General features: G+C 58.5%; 22 protein-coding genes. 12 read left to right on the top strand and 10 right to left on the bottom strand.

Annotated features, from left to right (window positions below; all coding sequences use genetic code 11):
* Nucleotides 1-83: 83 nt before the first annotated feature.
* A complete protein-coding gene (locus tag I6L35_RS18875) occupies nt 84-545 on the bottom strand; it encodes a hypothetical protein (protein ID WP_216980322.1) in 462 nt (153 codons plus the stop codon).
* 15 nt (nt 546-560) lie between these two features.
* Nucleotides 561-2,438 carry a S8 family serine peptidase gene (locus I6L35_RS18870; RefSeq protein WP_216979027.1) on the bottom strand — a complete coding sequence of 626 codons (1,878 nt, stop codon included), beginning with the start codon at nt 2,436-2,438 and terminating at the stop codon, nt 561-563.
* Nucleotides 2,439-2,878: 440 nt separating this feature from the next.
* On the opposite strand from I6L35_RS18870, the gene I6L35_RS18865 reads away from it, so the two are divergent.
* Complete coding sequence (locus tag I6L35_RS18865; RefSeq protein ID WP_216979026.1) at nt 2,879-3,691, top strand: MetQ/NlpA family ABC transporter substrate-binding protein; 813 nt, start codon at nt 2,879-2,881, stop codon at nt 3,689-3,691.
* A 90-nt stretch (nt 3,692-3,781) separates the two neighbouring features.
* On the opposite strand, the gene I6L35_RS18860 is transcribed toward I6L35_RS18865, so the two are convergent.
* Nucleotides 3,782-5,632: a DUF3413 domain-containing protein gene (locus I6L35_RS18860; protein ID WP_005344698.1), complete on the bottom strand. Its 1,851-nt coding sequence runs from the start codon at nt 5,630-5,632 to the stop codon at nt 3,782-3,784.
* 48 nt (nt 5,633-5,680) lie between these two features.
* Nucleotides 5,681-5,908 (bottom strand): YejL family protein, encoded by a 228-nt coding sequence (locus I6L35_RS18855; RefSeq protein ID WP_005344699.1) that lies wholly within the window; start codon nt 5,906-5,908, stop codon nt 5,681-5,683.
* 73 nt (nt 5,909-5,981) lie between these two features.
* Here I6L35_RS18855 and yejK point away from each other — a divergent pair, with 73 nt between their 5' ends.
* From yejK to I6L35_RS18830, 5 genes are all read left to right on the top strand, one after another.
* Entirely contained in the window at nt 5,982-7,031 is a 1,050-nt protein-coding gene (gene yejK, locus I6L35_RS18850; protein ID WP_216979025.1) for a nucleoid-associated protein YejK, read from the top strand.
* 395 nt (nt 7,032-7,426) lie between these two features.
* Nucleotides 7,427-8,608 (top strand): maltose/maltodextrin ABC transporter substrate-binding protein MalE, encoded by a 1,182-nt coding sequence (gene malE, locus I6L35_RS18845; RefSeq protein ID WP_005344703.1) that lies wholly within the window; start codon nt 7,427-7,429, stop codon nt 8,606-8,608.
* Nucleotides 8,609-8,683: 75 nt separating this feature from the next.
* The gene (gene malF / locus I6L35_RS18840; protein ID WP_005344704.1) at nt 8,684-10,336 is read left to right on the top strand and encodes a maltose ABC transporter permease MalF; all 1,653 of its coding nucleotides are present in this window, start codon (nt 8,684-8,686) and stop codon (nt 10,334-10,336) included.
* A gap of 12 nt (nt 10,337-10,348) precedes the next feature.
* Nucleotides 10,349-11,239 (top strand): maltose ABC transporter permease MalG, encoded by an 891-nt coding sequence (malG, locus tag I6L35_RS18835; protein WP_041209357.1) that lies wholly within the window; start codon nt 10,349-10,351, stop codon nt 11,237-11,239.
* Between the two features lie 68 nt (nt 11,240-11,307).
* Complete coding sequence (locus I6L35_RS18830; protein ID WP_164537072.1) at nt 11,308-12,444, top strand: ABC transporter ATP-binding protein; 1,137 nt, start codon at nt 11,308-11,310, stop codon at nt 12,442-12,444.
* Nucleotides 12,445-12,544: 100 nt separating this feature from the next.
* Here the strand turns inward: I6L35_RS18830 and ppk2 are convergent, their stop codons facing one another.
* The gene (gene ppk2 / locus I6L35_RS18825) at nt 12,545-13,360 is read right to left on the bottom strand and encodes a polyphosphate kinase 2 (protein WP_164537071.1); all 816 of its coding nucleotides are present in this window, start codon (nt 13,358-13,360) and stop codon (nt 12,545-12,547) included.
* A gap of 185 nt (nt 13,361-13,545) precedes the next feature.
* Here ppk2 and I6L35_RS18820 point away from each other — a divergent pair, with 185 nt between their 5' ends.
* A complete protein-coding gene (locus I6L35_RS18820; protein WP_216979024.1) occupies nt 13,546-14,346 on the top strand; it encodes an alpha/beta fold hydrolase in 801 nt (266 codons plus the stop codon).
* 85 nt (nt 14,347-14,431) lie between these two features.
* Here I6L35_RS18820 and I6L35_RS18815 read toward each other — a convergent pair whose 3' ends face one another.
* The 3 genes from I6L35_RS18815 to I6L35_RS18805 are packed head-to-tail and all read right to left on the bottom strand — an operon-like array spanning nt 14,432 to nt 16,603.
* Complete coding sequence (locus tag I6L35_RS18815; RefSeq protein WP_216979023.1) at nt 14,432-15,238, bottom strand: MipA/OmpV family protein; 807 nt, start codon at nt 15,236-15,238, stop codon at nt 14,432-14,434.
* A gap of 35 nt (nt 15,239-15,273) precedes the next feature.
* Nucleotides 15,274-16,344 (bottom strand): AI-2E family transporter, encoded by a 1,071-nt coding sequence (locus I6L35_RS18810; protein ID WP_005333851.1) that lies wholly within the window; start codon nt 16,342-16,344, stop codon nt 15,274-15,276.
* A gap of 25 nt (nt 16,345-16,369) precedes the next feature.
* Nucleotides 16,370-16,603 (bottom strand): sulfurtransferase TusA family protein, encoded by a 234-nt coding sequence (locus tag I6L35_RS18805; protein WP_100654019.1) that lies wholly within the window; start codon nt 16,601-16,603, stop codon nt 16,370-16,372.
* Nucleotides 16,604-16,724: 121 nt separating this feature from the next.
* On the opposite strand from I6L35_RS18805, the gene I6L35_RS18800 reads away from it, so the two are divergent.
* Nucleotides 16,725-18,179: a M48 family metalloprotease gene (locus tag I6L35_RS18800; protein ID WP_367949397.1), complete on the top strand. Its 1,455-nt coding sequence runs from the start codon at nt 16,725-16,727 to the stop codon at nt 18,177-18,179.
* Between the two features lie 92 nt (nt 18,180-18,271).
* On the opposite strand, the gene I6L35_RS18795 is transcribed toward I6L35_RS18800, so the two are convergent.
* Nucleotides 18,272-18,754 carry a TlpA disulfide reductase family protein gene (locus I6L35_RS18795; RefSeq protein WP_216979022.1) on the bottom strand — a complete coding sequence of 161 codons (483 nt, stop codon included), beginning with the start codon at nt 18,752-18,754 and terminating at the stop codon, nt 18,272-18,274.
* A 60-nt stretch (nt 18,755-18,814) separates the two neighbouring features.
* Here I6L35_RS18795 and arsC point away from each other — a divergent pair, with 60 nt between their 5' ends.
* Both arsC and I6L35_RS18785 read left to right on the top strand, forming a co-directional pair.
* Complete coding sequence (gene arsC / locus I6L35_RS18790; RefSeq protein ID WP_108612511.1) at nt 18,815-19,165, top strand: arsenate reductase (glutaredoxin); 351 nt, start codon at nt 18,815-18,817, stop codon at nt 19,163-19,165.
* On the top strand, nt 19,162-19,545 hold the full coding sequence (locus I6L35_RS18785; protein WP_107684428.1) for a DUF2069 domain-containing protein: 384 nt from the start codon (nt 19,162-19,164) through the stop codon (nt 19,543-19,545). The genes arsC and I6L35_RS18785 overlap by 4 nt, the downstream gene beginning before the upstream one ends.
* 28 nt (nt 19,546-19,573) lie before the next feature.
* On the opposite strand, the gene I6L35_RS18780 is transcribed toward I6L35_RS18785, so the two are convergent.
* Complete coding sequence (locus tag I6L35_RS18780; RefSeq protein ID WP_216979021.1) at nt 19,574-20,212, bottom strand: ACP phosphodiesterase; 639 nt, start codon at nt 20,210-20,212, stop codon at nt 19,574-19,576.
* A gap of 389 nt (nt 20,213-20,601) precedes the next feature.
* On the opposite strand from I6L35_RS18780, the gene I6L35_RS18775 reads away from it, so the two are divergent.
* Nucleotides 20,602-21,381, top strand: coding sequence for an ABC transporter substrate-binding protein (locus I6L35_RS18775; RefSeq protein ID WP_216980320.1), 780 nt, complete (start codon nt 20,602-20,604; stop codon nt 21,379-21,381).
* A gap of 66 nt (nt 21,382-21,447) precedes the next feature.
* Nucleotides 21,448-22,578 carry a beta-aspartyl-peptidase gene (gene iadA / locus I6L35_RS18770; protein ID WP_216979020.1) on the top strand — a complete coding sequence of 377 codons (1,131 nt, stop codon included), beginning with the start codon at nt 21,448-21,450 and terminating at the stop codon, nt 22,576-22,578.
* Nucleotides 22,579-22,633: the final 55 nt, after the last annotated feature.

Here is a 22,633-nt window from a genome sequence, read left to right as displayed (position 1 = left end):
AGGATGGCTGCGATCAACACGCGAGGGGGCCGGCGGCCCCCTCGAAGATCAGCTGATATGCCCGGGCAATGGCCCGGGACGGCTCACTTGGGCTGTTTGAGGGCCCCGGCGAGTTCAATCTGTACCTTGACCCCCTCCTGCTTGAGCGCCGTGGCGACGGCGTTCAGATCGGTGCCCGGCTTGGCTTCCAGCAGGGCGATGCCGCCGCTGCTCTGCTTGAAGCGCAGGCCGTGCCGGCTGGCCAGCGCGCTGGCCTGGTTGTCATCGGCTTCCACCAGCAGGGTGCCGCTGACGGTGAGCTCGGGGCTGGCGGCCCCCTGCATCAGCACATCGCCACGGTGCAGGGTCTGCAGCGGTTCCTTGCCATCGAGACTGCGGGTGGTTCGCGACTTGCTGCCATGGTCGGGGATGAGGTAAGTCTGGCCATTTACCTCTATAGTGCGGTACTGCTTGCCCTCCAGAGTCACGGCTTCTGCCGCCACAGCATTAAGGGCGAGGGGGGCCAACAGGCTGGCCAGCAGTAAGGTAACCGGTTTGTTCATGATAAAACTCCTCGCTTGTTAGCTGTGGTTGGCGTCGTGACCCAGGATCCGCAAGGACCACTCGATCAGCTTGCCTGGCTGGCGGTTGTTGCGCTCGGTCAGGGTGGTGCGCTCACGGGTCTCGCGATTGAGCAGAGAGACCTGACGGGTACCGTTGGCAACGTCGGTTACCTCCAGTCGCCATGTGCCTTGCGCCGGTTCACCATAAAACTTGTGGGAGAGCAGGCGCATGTCACGCAAGCCCTTGGTACGCACATAACCCAGCTTTTGCAGATCGAGCGACTGGCCAACCAGGCTGTTGAGCGGGTTCAGCAGTATGCTGCGGGTACCGGCGGGGGAAACCAGTTCGATCAGCAGATCGGGCAGACGCTGGTGATCCAGGCTGACCGTGACCTGTACCGCTTCGACGGTCAGCGGGGTTGCGACTGTGGCGGTCGAACTGGTCGGGCTATTGCCCACATCGGCAATGGCAGAGGAGGCGCGATCCACCGGTTTGACCTTCAGCCATGGCAACTGAACCAGTGGCGGCAGTGGCTGGTGAGTGGCCGCCAGCGCGAGAGCCTTGTTGACATCGATCAGGCCAAAGCCATAGGTGGGACTGAACCACATGCCGGCGGCATTCCGCTCCCACCCTTCCAGTCCCTTGACCTCACGGCGTTTTCCGGTGCTGCTGGTGTAGCTCACCATGACCGGAGGGTGCGCAGCATCAACCCGGGTAGCACTGCGTGCCAGCAGATCCCGTTGGTCCCGCACCGACAGATCGGGATAGGCAGACATTAGCAGCGCCATGGCGCCAGCGGTGCTCGGGGTCGCCGAAGAGGTGCCGTTCATCACACCGTTGTAGTCACAGCTGGCATCCAGTTGCAGGTCGCCGTGCAGCCGGTTGCTACTGGGATCATCGGTACGGTTGTAGCCCATGTCGCAACCGGGTAGATCCGTGGTGACCATGGCGGGGGAGTCGGTGCCATATTCGCCACCGGTGGCGCTCAGGAAGACGTTGCTGCCGACGCTGGAGTAGGAGGATCTGACACCATCTGCGTTGAGCGCACTTACCACCAGGTTCCAGAAGTTACTGTTCGAGGGGTCGATATTGCTGTTTTCAAACGGCAATTTGGGGCCGCTGCCGGTGCGGTTCAGCACATAGCCACCTGCCGCTATTCTGTTGAAGCCGTTGCCGGCAGCCTTGATATAGGCCGCCCCTTGCCGCTTGAGGGTCTGTTGTTCGAACAGACGATCGAGTTGCACCTGATCGAGATCGTTGGCCGGACGGGGATCCACCAGGCTCATGCCGTAGCTCTGGTTGAAGACCCGATTGTCGCGGCTGGCCTCGCTGTCGCCAAGGGCGTAGAGCCAATCCTGCTGCAGCTGTTCACTCTCGTCATCAAGCAGATTGAATCCCTGCAACTGGGCGCGGGGGGCGATCCCCTTGGTGCCTATGGTGTTGTCCACCGCGGCGATAATGCCCGCCACCGAGGTGCCATGGGCGGTATCCGGATTGGTCGGGGTCGGGTCATCGCTGCCGGTTACCACATTTTTTGAACCCGGACGCACGTTGTCCGCCAAATCCGGGTGGCCGATGGCCAAGCCATCATCCACTACCGCGATATTTATACCCTGTCCCAGCACGCCGGTACGGTGTGCCCACCAGAGGTTGAGGTCATTGCCTGCGATTCCAGCCCTGGCACTGAAGCCATCCTGGCCGCTGTTGAGCAGATACCACTGCTGAGCCTGCAGCGGGTTGATGCCGGGCAGGCAGCGTTCCGTGCTGCTGCGGCCAGTATCCAACCCGCTCTCCTTACCGCTGAGCGGGACACAACTTTCACTTGCCTGAACGAGTGCAACTGGCAGTGTCGACAGCAGCGCTGTGACCGTCAGCGCTAACGATGTTTGCTTCATTATTTTTAAACTCCATCTTATAGGGCACCTTCCTGGGTGCGAATGGAATCTACACATGGATAATGAAGAGTCAAAAGAGCCTGTTTTCATAAGTTTGATAAGATTCAAAGAAATCTGATCTTTTTTGTGGTAGGTATTCCATTGAGGCTTTCAGTGTGCTCTATTGAGAGCATTTATCATTTGCAATTATTGATCTTTCTGTAATTAACTGGCGTGGGTTGCAACCTGCTTTCGTGACTGTCCGATGCGCCGGCTGTGTGGGCATCATCTTGGCTCCCTTCTCTTTATCACCTGGCTTATTACCTTTCTCGTTTTTGTTGCTTGGCACCGGGCGCTGACTCTGATAGCTTGCTTTAAATGGCCGTTTGGATGTCTGGATTTCCATTTCCGACTCTGACAATCCGGCATCACTCGATAAATCTGCAGACAGGGAGTCTTTTATGTTGCGTGGTACCTTCCGCTTTTGTTCCGTATTGTTGCTGGCAAGCAGTCAGGCCGGCATCGTCCTGGCAGCCGATCCGGCCAAACAGGAGATTGTGATTGGCACTACCGTGGGGGATTTTGCCGACATGGTGACCGACTCCATCAAGCCACAGCTGGAGGCCAAGGGGTACAAGGTCAAGCTGGTGGAGTTTACCGACTATGTCTCCCCCAATATTGCGTTGGCCGACGGGTCGCTGGATGTGAATTGTTTCCAGCACAAACCCTATCTTGAAAGCTTTGCCAAGGATCGGGGGTTGTCGCTGGCACCTATTACCCAGGTGCCAACAGGCCCGATGGGGCTCTATTCCGGCAAGCTGGTCGCTCTCGACAAGGTGAAAGAGGGGAGTACAGTGGCCATCCCCAACGATCCCACCAATCAGGCGCGGGCGCTGTTGATGCTGCAGGATCTCGGCTGGCTTACTCTCAAGGAGGGGATCAATCCGCTCAAGGCGAGCGAATTTGATGTAGTGCGCAACCCGCACAACCTCAAGCTGGTACTGCTTGAAGCTGCACAACTACCTCGCGCTCGGGAGGATGTGGATTTTGCGGTGATAAACGGCAATTTCGCCGCCTCCAGCGGTATCCCGTTCACTGAAGGTCTCTTCCTGGAGCGTAGCTACGACTTTATCAACTGGGTGGTGGTAAAAAGTGCCGATGCGGACAAGCCCTTTGCCAAAGATGTGGCTGCAGCCTACAACTCGGCGGCCTTCAAGGACTATGCGATAAAGCGTTTCGTCGGCTACAAGTACCCGCAAGGGTGGGGGGGCTAAAGCCGGTCAGGGTGGAACGATTACGATATGGCATAAAAAAACGCCCCGGATTCGGGGCGTTTTACTGGGACAAAACCATCAGTGCCAAGGTCAATGATTGCGATAGAATCGGTTCAGCTCGTTCATCACCTGGATCATAGCGCCCATATCGGGAGTGCCATGTTTGATCGGACGATAGCTGTTGCGCTCCAGCAGTTCGAAGTCACCCTGTTTGTTGAAGTGGGTGATGGTGTCGCCTTCATAAATAGCGAAGTCGTTCTGATCCCCGGCCAGTAGCCAGTTACGCGGGCTGGTGTCGAACAGAGAGCGCCCCACACTGTAGTCCCGTGGCGGGTTGCGCACGCCCAGCAGGCTCTGCATCAGGGTCGGGGCCAGATCGAGATGGCTGCTCGGTCGCTCCACGACCTGGCTGCCACGTCCCGGCCAGGCAATTACCATCGGCACCTGAACCTGATAAAGGGAGTAGTTGTTGCCAGCGCCCCAGCTGTTGCTATGGGTATCGTTGAACTCCTGGCCATGATTGGAGGTGATCACCACCACAGTATTGCTGTCCATCCCCTGCTGTTGCAGCTTGGTCAACATATCTTCCAGCAACTGATCGGTATAGAAGACCGAGTTTTTGTAGCGATTCTCCAGTTTCTGCAGGTTTTCCGGCCGATAGGCGGTGGCCGGGTTGAAGTTGGTCAGCTCAGGCTGGAACGGCCCCTTCATGGTCGCGGGAAGTTGATAGTCGCCCGGGCTGGAGAGGTAGACCAGCGAGAACCAGGGGCGCTCCGGGGTGCGCTTCTCCAGCCACTGCTGCCAGTCGATCAGCAGCTTGCCATCATCGACCTGTTCGGAGACAAACACCTGTTTACGCAGACCGGAGAGGATGCTCTTGCGATACTTCTGGGCATCTTCCATCGCACCGAACAGCCCGAACTGGTAATCCTGGCGCAACATCTCGTCAAACAGCACCGGTGGACGCTTGTCGCTGCTGATCTCTTTGTAGTAGTGGCCGGGCAGGCCGTAAAAGAGGCCGAACATGCCCATCAAGTCGTCGTTTCCGGCACTGAGGTGATTGCGGAACGTCAGATGCTGATCCGCATAGCGCTGCAGATTGGGCATGTTGATGTTGTTGAGCATGTCAAAGCGCAGGGAGTCGACCACCACAATCAGTAGATTGCTGTGGGTCTGGGGGGCATTGACATTGAGCGGGCGCAGTGGGTAGTGCATCCTGCTGTCGCCTTCATCTCGCTGGGAGGCCGCCTGCTTCTCGTACTGATCCAGATCCAGCCAGCCATGTTTGGCCAGGAAGGAACGGGCCGTCATGGGGTAGGAGAGCGGGAAGTTGGCGCGCTGCATGGTGATGGGCTGATAGAGAGTGGCATCCGCCCAGCTGTTGACCACGTGGGTCAGGATAAAGCAGATCAGCAAGGCCAGCCCCACCTGATTGCCGTACTGACGGCGTTTGCGCTTGTTGATCTTGCGCCAGACATAGGCCGACAGCAGCAGCTGCAGCAGGAAGATGGTGGGGACGGCAATAAAGATAATGCTCCAGATCGAGCCCTCTTCGGTCTGGGCTTGATCCAGCAGCAATTGCCACACCTGGGCATTGAGGTGGAACTTGAATAGCCGGAACACCTGGGTGTCGATCAGCAGCAGCACCAGTGCCAGTGTCGCCACAATGGCGGAGATGAAACGCAGCGGTTTCTCTTTGGGCAGCAGGAAGCTGAGTGGGAAGATCGTCAACAGGTAAGTGACAAAACTTAAAAAAGAGAAGTGGCCAATCCAGCTTACAACGAGATAGACCACGCCAAGCGTGGTCGACGGCCAGTTGATGGCACCCAGATAGCGGGTGGCAATCAGCATGGCCAGAATGATGTTGAAGAAGGAGAACCAATGCCCCCAGGTGATCAGGCGAGAGACATTATCACGATAGGGGTTACCGGTTTCGACCATAGTGATCCATCTGCGTTGAGAAACGTCAAATCAACAGAGTCGCAGGACTCAGTGTGTGTCATGGCGGTTATCGACCGATGCGGTCAGGGCCTGGACAAACTTTTCTGTGATGGCCTGGCGTTGTGCCGGAGCCATACCATTAATGATATTGGTGGTCAGGTTGCCGAGCACCATCAGACTGAGATCCACCGGCGCTTTATGCTTTTCCAGGGCGGTGATCAGGTCGTTCATCAGGGCGTCAAACTGCTCGTTATTGTACTTTGATACGATGGGCATAATCTTCAGTTCATCTCGGTTCAAAGCGCCTTATAATACTTCACCCTTTCGGCTAACACTATGGCTTTGTGACATGAGTCTCGATATCGACAAGATCATTCTTCACTCCCTGCGCCAGGGCGGCGATGGTCAACCTCACGCCGACACCCGCAGCCAGCTTCTGCCTGCTGACGAGGCAGTACAGGGGCTGATGGCGGAGCTGCACCGCATTTACAATGGCAAGGGGGGCAAGGGCTTTGGCTTTTTTGCAGACCCCGAGGCCGCCGTCGCCGAGCTGGCTGACGGTGAAGAGGCTCCCAAACAGCCTTCTCCCCTGTTTCGCATTGCGCTGGAAAAACTGCTCGACGAGCAGCTCGAATTCGTCCCCTTCTCGGTGGAGATGACCCAGCTGCTGGTCAGGCAACTGGTGGAGCACGCCCTTGACGAGCAGGGGGTACTGCTGTTTGCCAAGTACAACTACGTGGGGGTTGACTACCTGATGATCGCTCTGCTGGAAGGCAAGGAGAGCGTCACCGTCAGCGAAGCGCTGGAGTTGCGTCATATCCAGTATCTCGATATCGGCAAACTCAATCTGGTGGCTCGTATCGATTTGACCGAATGGAAAACCCAACCGGATTCGCGCCGCTATATCACCTTCAGCAAGGGACGTATCGGTCGCAAACTGGGCGATTTCTTTATGGATCTGCTGGGGGCCCGTGAGGGGATGGATGCCAAGGTGCAGAATAAAGGCTTGCTGCAGGCGGTAGAAGATTATTGCGACAGTCGCCAGCTCGAACCGACCGAGCGCAATGACTATAAAAAGCAGGTCTTCAAATATTGCTCCGAACAGGCGAGTGCCGGTGAAGAGATCGAGATCAAGGCGCTGTCAGCAGAATTGCCCGGCGATGGCGATCTCGATTTTTACAGCTTTATCGGTCAGGAGTATGAGCTGGAAGAGCGTTTCCCGGCTGACCGTTCCACCCTGCGCGGCTTGACCAAGTTTGTCGGCTCCGGGGGCGGCCTGACCCTGAGCTTCGAGCAGAAACTGTTGAACTGCAGGGTGTTTTATGACCCGCAGACCGATACCCTGACCATCAAGGGGGTGCCGCCAAATCTCAAGGATCAGCTGCTGCGCCAGTCATAATGTGATCCGGCCTTCATTTTTGGCAAAAAGACACCGCAGTTCGCTGCGGTGTCTTTTTATTTAATGGGGCAGGGGGCAGCGAAACCAACTCGGTGCTTTGTTAACAAATTAAACAGAATTATCCATGTGAAAGGGTTTTCAATGAGGTGAAAACCCTTTCAATCGTGTTTTTTTATTTCTATTTGGTAATTTAATTTCTTGCATTGGCGAGAAATATGCCAATAAATGGCGCTAACCCCCTGAAATAAGAAAATGTTTTCAAAACTTTCTGGAAGGAAATACGTAATTGCATTTCAAAAATGCGAGTTGCGTCATGTGAGCCGTTTGCCGCTTGGGATAATATTCATCTCGCACACAATGCTCTTACAGCGCGGAACTAATACAAGGAAAGGCTCATGAAAAAGAAATTGCTGTCATCCCTGATCGGTCTGGCCACTCTTGGCGTCGCTTGCTCTGCTACTGCTGCCATCGATGAAGGCCAGCTGACCATCTGGATCAACGGTGACAAGGGATACAACGGTCTGGCTGAAGTGGGTAAGAAGTTTGAAGCAGAAACCGGCATCAAGGTTACTGTGGCTCACCCGGATCAGGTTGAAGTGAAATTCCAGCAAGCCGCAGCCACTGGCAACGGCCCGGACATCTTCTTCTGGGCTCACGACCGTTACGGTGAGTGGGTCAAAGCCGGTTTGCTGGTCCCCGTGACCCCGAACGCTGCAACCAAAGGCAAATTTGAACAGCTGGCATGGGATGCCATGACTGTTGATGGCAAAACCTATGGTTACCCGGTTGCCATGGAAGCGGTCAGCCTGATCTATAACAAAGACCTGCTGCCCGAGCCGCCGAAAACTTTCGAAGAGATCGCCAAGATTGACGAGACTCTGAAGAAAAACGGCAAGCGCGCCATCATGTGGGCTTATGACACCCCGTACTTCAGCTACCCGCTGGTGGCTGCCAACGGTGGTTACGCCTTCAAGAAAACCGCTACCGGTTATGACGTTAAAGATACCGGCGTGAACAATGCGGGCGCCAAGATGGGCGTGGGTTACATCTCCGAGATGATCAAGTCCGGTCACCTGGAAAAAGGCATCGACTACGGTGTGATGGACGCCAAGTTCAATAAGGGCGAAGTGGCCATGATGATCAACGGTCCCTGGGCCTGGAGCAACCTGGACAAGAGCGGCATCAAGTACGGTGTAGCACCGCTGCCGACCTTGAATGGCAAACCGGCTAAAGCCTTCGTTGGCGTACTGGGTGCCACCATCAACGCCGCCAGCCCGAACAAGGATCTGGCCATCGAGTTCCTGGAAAACTACCTGTTGACCGATGCCGGTCTGGCGCCGGTTAACGCCGACAAGCCGCTGGGTGCAGTCGCGCTGAAATCCTTCCAGAAGACCCTGGAATCCGATCCGCACATCAAGGCCACCATGCTGAACGCCCAGGCTGGCGAGCCGATGCCGTCCGTTCCCGAGATGAGCCGTTTCTGGTCCTCCTTCGAAACAGCCCTCAAGAACGTGACCTCCGGTCGTCAAAGTGTTGATGAAGCACTGGATACCGCTGCCAAGCGTATCGTTCAGTAAGCTTGCACCACCCGGGAGGCCGCAATGGCCTCCCACTCTCTCAAATCTCTCTTGGCGTTATAAAGGTTAATTGGCATGGAAGTAGTACCTTCTGTTGAGTCCTATGCCGGTCCGAAGGATAAGCACACCTGGCTTAAGTGGACCATCGCGGCCCTGGTCGCCATCCTCAACGGCTATGCAGCCGTGATGATGTACGCCAGTGGCGAGTGGGTATTCGCGCTGCTGGATCTGGTGGTGGTATCCGTCGGTCTGTATGTCTTCATGAACAAGAAGACCTATGCCCATCGCTACATCTTTCCGGGTGTCGCGGGCATGGTTGTATTTATCATCTTCCCTCTTGCCTACACCATTGGCATTGCCTTCACCAACTATTCGGGATCCAACTTGCTCTCCATTGAGCAGGCGCGGGACTACCATCTGAAGAAAACCTACAAGGTGGCGGGCGGTGAATTCGATTTTACCCTGCTGGGTGGCGACAACGGCCAGTTCCAACTGCTGCTGACACAGGAGCAGCAATCCTATCTCAGTCAACCGCTGGCTCTGATGAACAACAAGGCTCGCGAGTTGGCAGTGCGTGAGGGTAGGGTTCAGAACCTTGCCCAGGAAGTCCGGCTCGAGCCCGTTACCGGCGACGTCACCGGTAAAGCGGCACCGATCCGCGCCATCGTTGACCATCGCACCCATCTGAGCGCGCTCGATCTGGTGCTGCCTGATGGTACCACTCATCTGACCCTGAGCAGCCTGCGCAAGTTTGCCGCCCAGAAGCAACAGTACAGCCGTCTGACGGATGGCGCCGTGCTCAAGTCCGGCGTGGTGATCAAGGACAGCAACTTGCTGCGTGACAACCAGAGCGGTGAGCTGATGCTGCCCAATGGCGAGACCGGTTTCTATCAGTACATCGATGAACAGGGACAGTTTGTCGGCAAAAGCGTGGCTCCGGGCTTTGTGGTGAGCGTGGGGTGGAAAAACTTCGCCCGCATCGTGACGGACCCGGGTATTCAGGCGCCGTTCCTGCAGATCTTCGTCTGGACCGTGATCTTCTCTGCCTGTTCCGTGGCGTTCACCCTGGCTATCGGCATGGTGCTGGCCTGCCTGGTGCAGTGGGAATCTCTCAAGGGACGCGGCTTCTATCGGGTCATGCTGATCCTGCCCTACGCGATCCCGGCGTTTATCTCCATCCTGGTGTTCAAGGGGTTGTTCAACCAGAACTTCGGTGAGATCAACATGTTCCTGGAAGCGGCGTTTGGCATCAAGCCGGACTGGTATACCAACCCCTTCCTGGCCAAAGTGATGATCCTGATTGTCAATACCTGGCTCGGCTACCCCTACATGATGATCCTCTGCATGGGCCTGCTCAAAGCCATTCCGGAAGATCTCTATGAAGCGTCCGCCATGGACGGTGCCGGCCCGGTGCAGAACTTCTTCAAGATCACCGTGCCGCTGTTGATGAAGCCGCTGACACCGCTGTTGATTGCCTCGTTCGCCTTCAACTTCAACAACTTCGTGCTTATCCAGTTGTTGACCAACGGTGCGCCCGACATCATCGGCGCCAGCACCCCGGCCGGTACCACCGACTTGCTGGTGAGTTATACCTACCGGATTGCGTTCCAGGGATCGGGTGGTCAGGACTACGGTCTGGCCAGTGCCATCGCCACAGCCATCTTCCTCATCGTAGGTGCGCTGGCGCTGCTCAACCTGAAATTGTCCAAAGCCGACAAGCAGCTGTAAGGAGGCTTCAACATGGCAATCGTACAACCCAAATCAGTCAAATACCGGGTGTGGGCAACCCACCTGGTCATGTGGGGCTTCCTGGCGTTGATCATCTTCCCGTTGATCATGGTTATCGCCATCTCGTTCCGTAACGGTAACTTCGCCGTAGGGGAGATCATCCCCTCCAATCCGACGCTGGATCACTGGAAGCTGGCACTTGGCATCTCCATCACCAACGCCGACGGCAGCATCACGCCGCCGCCGTTCCCGGTGCTGACCTGGTTGTGGAACTCCATCAAGATCGCCGGCATCACTGCCCTGATGATCGTGACGCTCTCCACCACCTGTGCCTACGCCTTTGCCCGCCTGCGTTTTCGTGGCAAGTCCACCATCCTGCAGGGCATGCTGATTTTCCAGATGTTCCCGGCGGTACTGGCGCTGGTGGCTATCTACGCGCTCTTTAACAAGATTGGTGACTATATCCCCTGGCTCGGTCTCAACACCCACGGTGGCCTGATCCTGGCGTACATGGGCGGTATTGCCCTCCACGTCTGGACCATCAAGGGCTACTTCGAGACCATCGACTCCTCCCTGGAGGAGGCGGCGGCCATCGACGGTGCGACCCCGTGGCAGGCATTCCGTCTGATCCTGTTGCCCCTGTCGGTACCCATCTTGGCGGTAGTGTTTATTCTGGCCTTTATCGGTTCCATTACCGAGGTGCCCATGGCCTCCATCCTGTTGCAGGATGTGAACAATCTGACCCTGGCGGTCGGGGCCCAGCAGTACCTCTATCCACAGAACTACCTGTGGGGTGATTTCGCGGCGGCCGCAGTGCTCTCCGGTTTCCCCATCACAGTGGTGTTCCTGTTGGCACAACGCTGGCTGGTTGGCGGTCTGACTGCCGGTGGTGTGAAAGGTTAAGTTTATGGCCGGGGGAGCTGACTCCCCCCGCTATCACGATTTGCAAAGATTCAAGAGCGGAGCTCGTCATGGCTGAAGTAGTACTCAACAACGTTCGCAAAAATTACGATCCGGCTGTTCACAAGGACACCCTGCGCAACATCAACCTCTCCATCAAGGAGGGCGAATTCATTGTCTTCGTCGGCCCGTCCGGCTGTGGTAAATCCACCCTGCTACGGATGATCGCGGGTCTCGAGGACATCACCAGTGGTGAGTTGACCATCGGCGGTCGCTATATGAATGACGTGCCGCCAGTCGAGCGTAACGTGGGCATGGTATTCCAGTCCTACGCCCTCTATCCCCACATGAACATCTACGAGAACATGGCCTTCGGTCTGAAGCTCAAGAAGATGGACAAGGAGAACATCCACAAGCGGGTGATGCGCGCCGCCGAGATCCTGGGTCTTGAGCCGCTGCTGGACAGAAAGCCCAAGGCGCTCTCCGGTGGTCAGCGTCAGCGGGTTGCCATCGGTCGCTCCATTGTGCAGCAGCCGCAGGTGTTCCTGTTTGACGAGCCGCTCTCCAACCTGGATGCCGCGCTGCGGGTCAAGATGCGGATCGAGATTGCCAAGCTGCACAAAGAGCTCAACTCCACCATCATCTACGTGACCCACGATCAGGTGGAAGCGATGACCCTGGCAGACAAGATTGTGGTGCTAAGCCCACTCAAGGCTGATGCGGCCAGTAACCTGGAGCAGTTTGGTTCACCGCTGGATCTTTACCATAACCCGGACAACAAGTTCGTGGCGGGCTTTATCGGCTCTCCCAAGATGAACTTCCTGGCAGGCGAGTTGCTAGAAATTGGCGAGCAGGAGTGCGTGGTTAAGCTGACCTCTGGCGATACCGTGCGTGCCCGGGTCGATGCCCGCAGTGGCGCGGTCGGTGACAAGGTGGAGCTGGGTATACGTCCCGAGCATCTGGTACCGCTGAGCCATGCTCATGCCGACAGCAAGCTGAGCGGTCTGGTGCAGGTGGCCGAGCATCTGGGGGCCGAGTCTTTCGTCTATATGGATGTGGATGGCCACGACTTCACCGTCAAGACAACCTCGGATGTGGATGTGGCGACCGGTCAGACCTATAGTGTGGGTATTCCGGCGGAAGCCTGCTACCTGTTCGATGCCAAGGAGCAGGCGTTCCCGCGCACGGCCAAATATATCCGTACCTGATTTTTGTTGTGCCGGTTTTCCTTTCTTAATAATCAATGCCTTTTTGCCGGTCGTCAGACCGGCTTTTTATTATCTGCTCGCCGCAAATGGCGAGTGTCTGTCAGGTCTCGAGGTCGGCAGTGATATCCGGTACGAAGTGCTGGCTGGTCAGGGGCGGGCGCTCATACCCTTCGGTCTTGATGGGGGGGAGGCTGATGGGCTCATAGTGGATCACCTCATAGGGCACCTTGCCCAGCAGGTGGGCGATGCAGTTGAGGCGGGCACGGCGCTTGTCGTCCGCTTCTACCACGAACCAGGGGCAATCCTCGGTGTCGGTGTAGGTGAACATGTCATCCTTGGCGCGTGAGTACTCCACCCAGCGCGAGCGGGACTGCAAATCCATCGGGCTGAACTTCCAGCGCTTGATGGGGGTGTTGATCCGCTCCTTGAAGCGCTTCTCCTGCTCCTCATCGGAGACCGAGAACCAGTATTTGATCAGTGTGATGCCGGAGCGGATCAGCATTCGCTCAAACTCGGGGCAGGCGCGCAGAAACTCGCGATACTCGGCGTCGCTACAAAAGCTCATCACCCGCTCGACCCCGGCCCGGTTGTACCAGGAGCGGTCAAACAGCACCATCTCGCCAGCGGCGGGCAGGTGGGCCACATAACGCTGAAAGTACCATTGGGAGCGCTCACGATCGGAGGGGGCGGGCAGCGCTGTAACCCGGCAGACCCGGGGATTGAGGGGCTCGGTGATCGCCTTGATGACGCCCCCCTTGCCAGCTGCGTCCCGTCCCTCGAACAGTACCACTACCTTCAACCCCTCCTGTTTGACCCACTCCTGGAGCTTGACCAGCTCCTCCTGCAGATGGGCAAGGTGGTGCTCATAGCATTTCTTGTCCAGACGTGGCTGCTTCTTGCTCTTGTCCTTCGGCATCTTCTTCTCCTTTTTGAGTCCCTTCTTGCCGTCACTTCAGCTTGCACCAGGGAGAGTCGACTGCCAAGTAGGACGTGTTACACTGCCGCCCCGTTAGTTGGCAACAGAAGCCAACATGAAGCCATTTATGGCTATGGTGATTTGCACTGCCGTCTAATCATCAGAAGTTGGCAACAGGAGAGAACATGAAGCAATTTATGGAGATAGCGGGTCGCCGGATGGCCTATCTGGATGAAGGGCAAGGGCCGGTGCTGCTGTTTGGCCATAGCTACCTGTGGGACAGCGCCATGTGGGCGCCGCAAATCGAGGCGCTCAAAGGGAGCTATCGCTGCATCGTTCCCGAGCTGTGGGGCCACGGTGATTCTGATCTGCTCCCCGAAGGTGCCTGCACGCTGGCAACCCTGGCGCGGGATCACCTGGCGCTGCTCGATGCCCTCGGAGTCGATGAGTTCGTGCTGGTGGGTCTCTCCATCGGTGGCATGTGGGGTGTGGAGCTGGCACGCATGGTGCCAAACCGCCTTAAGGGGCTGGTGCTGATGGACAGCTTCGTTGGCCTCGAGCCGCAGATCACCTGCGAGCGTTACCTCGACATGCTGGCGATGATCGAGCAGCTCGGCACCATTCCGGCGCCCATCGTCGAACAGGTGGCGCCGCTCTTTTTTGCCAATCAGCCCGATGAAGCGCTGATGAGCGGTTTCAAGGCGCGCCTTGAAACCTGGCCAAAGGATAAGATTGCCGCCATGGTGGCGGTGGGCCGCAGCTTTGTGACCCGCGAAGATCGCATCGAGTGGCTGGAGGAGATCACCACTCCCGCGCTGGTGATGACCGGCTGCGAAGATAAAGCCCGTCCAGTGCTGGAGGGCTATCTGATGGCCGAGGTGCTGGGTTGTCCGTTCAAGGAGATCCCGGCGGCTGGCCACATCTCGTCGCTGGAAAATCCGGCCTTCGTTAATCAGCAACTGAGCGAATTTCTGGCTGCGCTATAAGTCTGAATTGGCAGCCTGACGATGGTTGTGAAAAAGGGAGCCGAGGGCTCCCTTTTGTTTGGTCTTGTTTCACAACTCCTCAGCGTTACAAGATATAGCCGAGGGCAAATCCTGCGTATAGTTCGCCATCGTGCTGGACGATGGGGCTGTTTTTGATGTCCCGATCATACCATTCGTAGTTCATGGCAAACATGCCAATCCAGTTGGGGCTGAAGCGGTAGCTGGTGATGAGGGCCGCCATCGGGGAGAGGGTGGTACCGGTATCCCAAGCGGGCCGCTGGGCGGTGGCCTCGCTCTCGGAGATGCCGCCGAAGTAGTAGTTGGCCATCTTGTCGCTGCGCAGCATCAGCCCCATCCCCGGCATGATCAGCAGGTTGTCACGCAGGATGGGGAAATCGGCCCACAGCAGCAGCTCCTGTCCCTTGCTGCGGCCGGTGACATCGCTGTTAGCACGCACGGTCAGCAGGGCGTAGGGGGTGATGATGTTGCCACCGATCCCGCCTTCCAGCTGCCATTTTCGCTGCTCCATACCACTGAAAGCGAGCGAATCCTCGGGATCCAGATTGCCAAAACGGACCCGGCCATAGCCGTAGAGGGCCACGTTCTCATCCTTGTGGAAGTAATAGCGGGCCCGATCTCCCAGAAACATAAAGTCGTCGCCGAAGTAGATAAAGCCCGGGATGGCGTAGAGGGCGTTGTCCTGCGCTTCATAACGGGCCTGTCCCCCGATGAGCGCCGCACCGGCGACAAAGCCCTGTGGCACCGGGCTGGTAGGGCTGTCGCTGGTGAGCAGATCCATGGCGCCAAGATCGATATCGGCACGCGCTGGCATGGCGGCAGCGAGGAGCAGGGCCGTCAGCCCTGCCGCTCTGATTTGACGAAAAAAGGTCATGGACACTCCGTTGTCACGATTGCAGGGGAAGCAGGTTATTTTGCGGCACCGGGCATCTCTTCGCGTTTTGGCCAGGCATTGATCACCGCCTTGACCAGGGTTGCGAGGGGAATGGCGAAGAAGACTCCCCAGAATCCCCACAAGCCGCCGAAGACCAGCACGGCGATGATGATGGCCACCGGATGGAGGTTGACCGCTTCCGAGAAAAGCACCGGCACCAGCAGGTTGCCATCAAGAGCCTGAATGACCAGATAGGCCACCATCAGCCAGGCAAACTCCGGGGTGAGCCCCCACTGGAACAGGGCGACCATGGCTACCGGTACGGTCACCACGGCGGCGCCGATATAGGGGATCAGCACCGAGAAGCCGACCGCGACCGCCAGCAGCACCGAGTAGCGCAGCCCCATCAGGGCGAAGGGGACATAGGTGGCGATGCCGACGATCAGGATCTCGATCACCTTGCCACGGATGTAGTTGATGATCTGGTTGTTCATCTCGACCCACACCCGGTTGACCAAGGTGCGGTTGCGCGGCAGGAAGCGGCGCAGGCTGCCCATCAAGACCCGCTTGTCCTTGAGCATAAAGAAGACCATCAGCGGCACCAGAATGAGGTAAATCATGATGGCGACCACGTTGACCAGCGAACTGAGGGAGGCGCTTACCAGATGCTCGCCGCCACTGAGGATGCGCTGGCGAATATTGTCGATGACGGTCTCCACCAGACTGACGTCGATGAGCTCGGGGTATTTGTCAGGCAGGGTGCGCACATAATCCTGAGCGTGGGTCAGCATGGCCGGCGCCTCTTTGGCCAGATTGATCCCTTGGCTCACCAGCGTCGGAATAAGACCCAGCAAGGAGGCGACTGCTACCGCAATAAAGAGGATCAGAATGACGCTGGTGGCCAGGGTGCGCGACAGCCCCGCTTTTTGCAGCCGGGCGACCGGCCACTCCAGCAGATAGGCCATTACCAGCGCCACCAGCAGGGGGGCCAGCAGATCGCCAAACAGCCAGATGATGGTGAAGCAGAACACCAGCAACAGGAAAAGGGTAACGGCATCGGGATCGGAAAAACGGGTCTGATACCAGCGCTTCAATACTTCTAACATGACGGCATCCTTACATCACTGGGGCTCAAGATGGTTGTTTCGCCCCGACAACCAACTGCAAAGAGAGGGTTTTGTCCGCTTCTTGCTGCACCTCGACATGGTGGCCCTGACGGTGCAGATAGGCCGGAATATCCTGCCGGGAGCCCGCATCGGCCAGCCGGATGGTGACGGTTTGACCGCTTTTGGCCCCCCTTAACCAGAGCTTGAGCCGGATCAGCGGCTCGGGGCAGCGCCAGGGGGTCAGGTCGAGAATTTCCATGGGGGCTCCATCAGGCAGGTGGCCGCTATTATGGCCGTGATAAGAGCATGAAACAACGCTTGTAGCCCTTGATGGGCAAGGGTATTCTGCCGAGGCCCTTTCTGATGGAGATAGAGATAACGTGGCACGTTTTTCCCCCCTGATGGCATCGCTTCCCCTGCTGGCTTCCCTGATGGGCGCCACGTTTCATGCCGAGGCCAACAATCAGCTTCCCGACATCGGCACGGCCGGGGTTGCTGCCCTGCCCATCGAGCAGGAAGTGCGTTACGGCAACGCTTTTATGCGCTTTGCCCGTGCGGGTCTGCCGATCATCGATGATCCGGTGCTGAGCCAGTACATTGACGATCTGGGTCAGCGATTGCTGACCAACGCCGATGGGGTACGTTTCCCGTTTACCTTCTTCCTCATCAATGATCCCAGCATCAACGCGGCCGCCTTCCTCGGTGGGCGAGTCAAGGTGCACACCGGCCTCTTCCTCTACGCCGACAGCGAGAGCGAGCTGGCCTCGGTACTGGCCCACGAAATTACCCACGTGACCCAACGCCATATCGCCCGTTACATGGAGGCGCAGGCGAGCAGTTCGGCTGTGACTCTGGCCGGTCTGGTTGGCTCCATCGCGCTGGCGGTGATCAACCCGACCGCCGGTATCGCCGCGCTGCAGACCACGCTGGGCCTCTCCATGCAGTCCGCCATCAACTACACCCGTGACAACGAATATGAAGCGGATCGCATCGGCATGAAGACGCTCTATGATGCCGGTTTCGATCCCATGGGGATGGCCAATTTCTTCCAGAAACTGGCTGCCGAGTACCGTTACGCCAGCAAGCCGCCGGAAATGCTGCTCACTCACCCGCTGCCGGAGACCCGGATCAGCGAGGCACGCGCTCGGGCGGGCAGCTATGGCCGCCGCGACTTGCCGCCCAGCCTCGACTTCTGGCTGGCCAAGGTACGTATTCAGGTCCGTTTTGGTACCGATACCCCGCAGGGGCTGCTGAGCTACTTCGATACCCGGATCCAGAAGGGGGATTACCCGCTCAAGGATGCCGCCATCTATGGCAAGGCGCTGGCGCTGATCCAGCTCAAGCGCACCGACGAAGCTGATACTCTGATGCAAGAGCTGGCGGCCCGTCATCCGGAAGATCTCTTTATCGTCGATGCCCAGACCGACATCGATCTGGCCAAGGGACGCAGTGCCCAGGCCATCGCGCGCCTCGAGAAGTTCCGCAGCCGGATGCCGGATAACGAAGTGGTGGTGGTCAACCTAGGTAACGCCTACCTCGAGAGCGGCAACTACAAGAAGTCCATCGCCATCCTCGACCCCTATGCCCGTGCGCATGAAGAGAACAATCTGGCCTGGAACCTGCTCTCCGACGCCTATCGCAAGGCGGGCAGAATGACCGAGCTGCATATGGCGCGGGCCGAGATGCTCTCGCTGCGCGGGGATTATCAGGCGGCCATCGACGAACTGATCGTGGCGCGCGGTACCACCAGCGACCGGATGACTCTGGCTCGTCTGGAGGCGCGCATCACCGAACTGGAACGCGCCAAGAAGGATCTCGACAGCCTCAAGGGCTAACGACAGCTGGCATTGGCCAATCCAACAAGGGCGCACCACGGTGCGCCCTTGTTGTTTATGGCGGTGTGGGTAACAGTGATAGCTGCGATGGGCTAGTGACTCACGCTGCTGGCGGCCGCCTTGAGCATCTCGATGTTCGACGGGTCCAGTTCACCGATCAGCGTCTGCTTGAGCTTGCCCTCGCTATCGAGCAGATAGCTGGTAGGCAGGGCGCCCGGACGAGGGAAGGGGAGGCTGGCCTCCGCATTGGCAATCAGCAGCGGCACCTTGATCTCATATCGGGTTGCCAGTTGCCCCAGCTCTGCCGGCGTGGTCGGGTCGTAGTTGATCGCTACCACAGCGATCTCGCCTTCCTCCGCCAGCGCGTTGAGGCGCGGCATCTCCCGCAGACAGGGGGCGCACCAGGGGGCGAAGTAGTTGACCAGCAGCGGCTTGCCGGCAAAGTGGCGCAGGCTGACCGACTGCCCTGTTGCATCGGTAAATTCGGGGGCGGGCGTGCAGGCGCCCAGCAGGCCAGCCACAATCAGCCAACAAATTCGTTTCAATTCCTTTCCAATGCCGCTTACCCTGACCATCACTTTCCCCTACAATAGCGCCGTTTCTAGTCCCATCTTGCGATTAATCAGGGAGTTACCATGAGCGAGACCCAAATCTACCACAATCCGCGCTGCTCCAAGAGTCGCGAAACCCTGGCCCTGCTGGAACAGCACGGGATCGCCCCTGATGTGGTGCTCTATCTGGAGCAGGCCCCGAGCGAAGATGAGATCCGCAACCTGCTCTCTCTGCTCGGTTTTAGCGATCCGCGCCAGCTGATGCGCACCAAGGAAGATCTCTACAAGGAGCTGGGCCTCAGTGAAGTGAACGGCGACGCCCTTATTCGTGCCATGCACCAGCATCCCAAGCTGATCGAGCGCCCCATTGTCATCAAGAATGGACAGGCCCGTATTGGTCGCCCGCCGGAGCAGGTGCTGGAGATCCTCAAGTGAGCACCCGCTTCGCACGTTGGCTGACCCTGGTCGGCTTCTTCGGCCTGCTGGGCTGGGTCATCCTCTGGCATCTGTGGCTGTCACCCCATCCTGACCTCAACCCCTGGCTGCTGCCGGTGATCTGGACGGTGCCGCTGCTCTTCCCCCTCAAGGGGATAGTGCAGGGCAACCCCTACACCCACGCCTGGGGCAACTTCGTGTTGATGCCCTATTTCCTGCACGCACTTACCCTGATCACTACAGATGAGGGGGAGCGGTGGCTGGCGGTGGTGGAGCTGCTGTTCACCACCCTCGCCTTTGTCGGCACCATCTATTACGCCCGACTGCGTGGTCGGGAACTTGGCCTCAGCATTCGCAAAAAGAAAGACGAAGCCAACTGATGACAAACGCCCCGCAAGGGGCGTTTTTTTATGGGGAAGCAGGCCTATCCAGAGGGATCACTGTGCCCCTTTGCGCTGCCCGATATTGGGCCAGCTGTTGCTGGCTAAAGTCCATCAGCTGGGGATAGAAGCGCAGAAACCCCGCCTCGCATGTTTGCCACTGCGATTCATCGAGGGTCAGCAGCGCCTCTCCCAGTGGTACCGGGCGGCGCAGGCGGCGACCGATGCCATTCAGCGCTTGCCCCAGCCCCTCCCTGTGGCGGTAGGAGGCGATCCAGTTCTGCTCGGCCATCCGCTTGAGGGGGCGTGGCAGTCCATCCGGCAGGCGTGGGTGATCCGCCAATAGCTGGTCATAACTGCGTTGCAGGAAGCGGGGCAGGGGCTCGGTGCTGAACAGCCCCCAGTGCTGGCTCAGCCAGTGGTCGTAGATCATATCCACCACTATGCCGCCAAAGCGGCGCCAGGGGGCCTCGAAACAGGCGACGGCCGCCTTGTGCTCGAGATGACCATCGGTGAAGGCGTCAATTTTGCGGTGCAGCCAGATCCCCTCATCAAAGTGGGTGGCAAGCCCCGTGGGCAGCGTGCCTTTGACGAAATCGCCGAGCAGATTGCCGGTGAGGGAGCTTCGGGTGTGGGCAGCCAGATGGAGATGGGCCAGAAAATTCATCGGTAGCGGTGGGTCTGTTATGGAATGGCAAGGTGCTTCGAGCCTAACGGATCCCGCCCGCCTTGGCCATGATCGGGATTTTGCTACTGCCCGGCGGCTGCCTCTTGCCGGGCAAAATTCGGGCGTGCTAAGGTGATGCCATCTTTGTCACAGGACGCGACAAACCACCATGATGCGCAAAGCCAGAGGCTTTTTTCTGGCCTTCTACTTCAAGCCTTTCTACCTCTCCGAGTGGTTCGACGAATAGATCGACCCCCTGGAGCAGTTCACTGACGCCCGCTCGGGCGTGATCTCGCTCATCCAGATTTTGCCGCTTTTGGTCATCGCATGCATTCGCCTGCGGTGCCTTGTCCGCGCCTGTGCGCTTTTTATGTAATGGAGTACTCATGATGAAGATCAGACTGACCCTCTCAGCCCTGTTTGTTGCCAGCCTGCTGGCCACCCCCGCCATGGCCAAGGAGTGGAAAACCGTGCGCTTCGGGGTGGAGGGGGCCTACCCGCCCTTCTCCTGGACCGATGCATCGGGCGAGATCAAGGGGTTTGATATCGATCTCGCCAGCGCCCTGTGTCAGCAGATGGCGGTCAAGTGCGAGTTGGTGGCGCAGGATTGGGACGGCATGATCCCGGCCCTGCTGTCGCGTAAATACGATGCCATCATCGCCGCCATGTCGATCACCGACGAGCGGCGCCAGAAGGTCGATTTCACCGAGAAATATGCCCATATTCCGAATCGCTTTGTGGCGGCCAAGGGGACCGAGCTGACGCTGACCCCGGAAGGCATGGCGGGCAAGCGCATCGGGGTGCAGCGTGCCACCACCCACGACAAGTACCTGACCGACAATTTTGGCTCGAATGTCACCATAGTCCGCTACGGCAATGCCGATGAGGCCTATCTCGATCTGAAAGCGGGTCGGGTGCTGGCCCTGTTGGCCGATGCCTCTGCCATCGAGCAGGGACTGCTTGGCAAAGAGGGGGGCGACAAGTTCGACTATGTGGGGCCCGCCCTGACCGATCGCCAGTGGTTTGGTGATGGTATGGGGATCGCCGTGCGCAAGAGCGATAAGGAGCTCAAGGGCAAGCTGGACGAGGCGATCAAGGTACTGCGTGCCAATGGCACCTATCAGCAGATCAACCAGAAGTACTTCAAGTACGATATATATGGTGGTTGACGGGGGGAGGGAGCTTGCTCCCTCTCTTTTCATTGGGCAAGCGACAATCGTGCAAGGAGGATCGCCATGTTGACCCTGATCGAGGGAGCCGAGATCTTCAGTCCCTCCCACCTTGGCCAGCAGGATCTGCTGGTGGCCGATGGCCGCATTGCCTGGATGGGCCAGGGGCTGACTGTGCCTGAAAACTGGCCGCTGCACAGGGTCGATGGTCGTGGCCACTATCTGGTGCCCGGGTTGGTGGATCCGCTGGCCCATATCACCGGCGGCGGCGGTGAGGGGGGCTTTGCCTTTCGCACCCCAGAGCTGGCGGCGAGCGAGGCGCTCAAGGCAGGTGTCACTACCCTGGTGGCGGCGCTTGGCACTGACAGCCTGACCCGCACCCCCGCGCAGGTGCTCGGCAAGGTGCGCGAGTTTCGCGCCGCCGGGGTGAGCGCTTTTATGTATACCGGCTCCTACCATCTACCGGTCAAGACCCTGACCGGCACGGTGGAGTCGGACATCATCCTGATCCCCGAGGTATTGGGGGTGGGGGAGGTGGCCATCAGTGACCACAGATCCAGTGCGCCGACCCACGACGAGCTGGCCAGGCTTGCCAGCGAGGCGCGAGTGGCCGGGCTGCTTGCGGGCAAGAGCGGGGTCAGCTTCTTCCATGTCGGGGATGGAAAGGGGGCATTGGCCCCCCTGAGGGCTCTTCGCGATGAGACCGACATTCCGCTGCGCCAGCTCTATCCCACCCACTGCAACCGCAACCCCTGGCTCTTTGCCGAGGCCATCGAGTGGGGCAAGGCGGGAGGTTGGGTCGACCTCACCACCTCGAGCTTTCCCGATCTGCTGGAGGATGGCGAGCGGCTTGCCGCCGATGCGCTCCTCGAGCTGCTGGCCGCCAATGTGCCTGCCGAGCGCATCACCTTCAGCTCGGATGCCAACGCCAGCCTGCCGCGCTTTGATGGCGAAGGGCGGCTAATCGAGATGCGCTGCGGCCAGATTGCCAGCCTGTGGCAGCAGTGCGTGCGCGCGACCCGGCTCGGTGTCTCGCTGGAGAGGGCGTTGGCCGCGGTGACGAGCAATCCGGCGCAGGCGCTGGGGCTTGGCAGCAAGGGGCGTATCGGGGTCGGGCAGGATGCGGATCTGCTGCTGGTGCACGACCGGACGTTTGCTATCGAACGGGTGATGAGTGGCGGCCAGTGGCGCGAATAAGGCTGCGGGTAATATCGTAGTCAGTGCGAGTGCGTGGTTGCTCCAAACAGCAAAA

This window comes from Aeromonas sp. FDAARGOS 1405 (assembly GCF_019048265.1).
In the GTDB taxonomy this organism is placed as follows: Bacteria; Pseudomonadota; Gammaproteobacteria; order Enterobacterales; family Aeromonadaceae; genus Aeromonas; species Aeromonas veronii_A.
The sequence above is the reverse complement of the archived record's forward strand: the minus strand, read 5'-3'. Positions and strand labels throughout refer to the sequence as shown.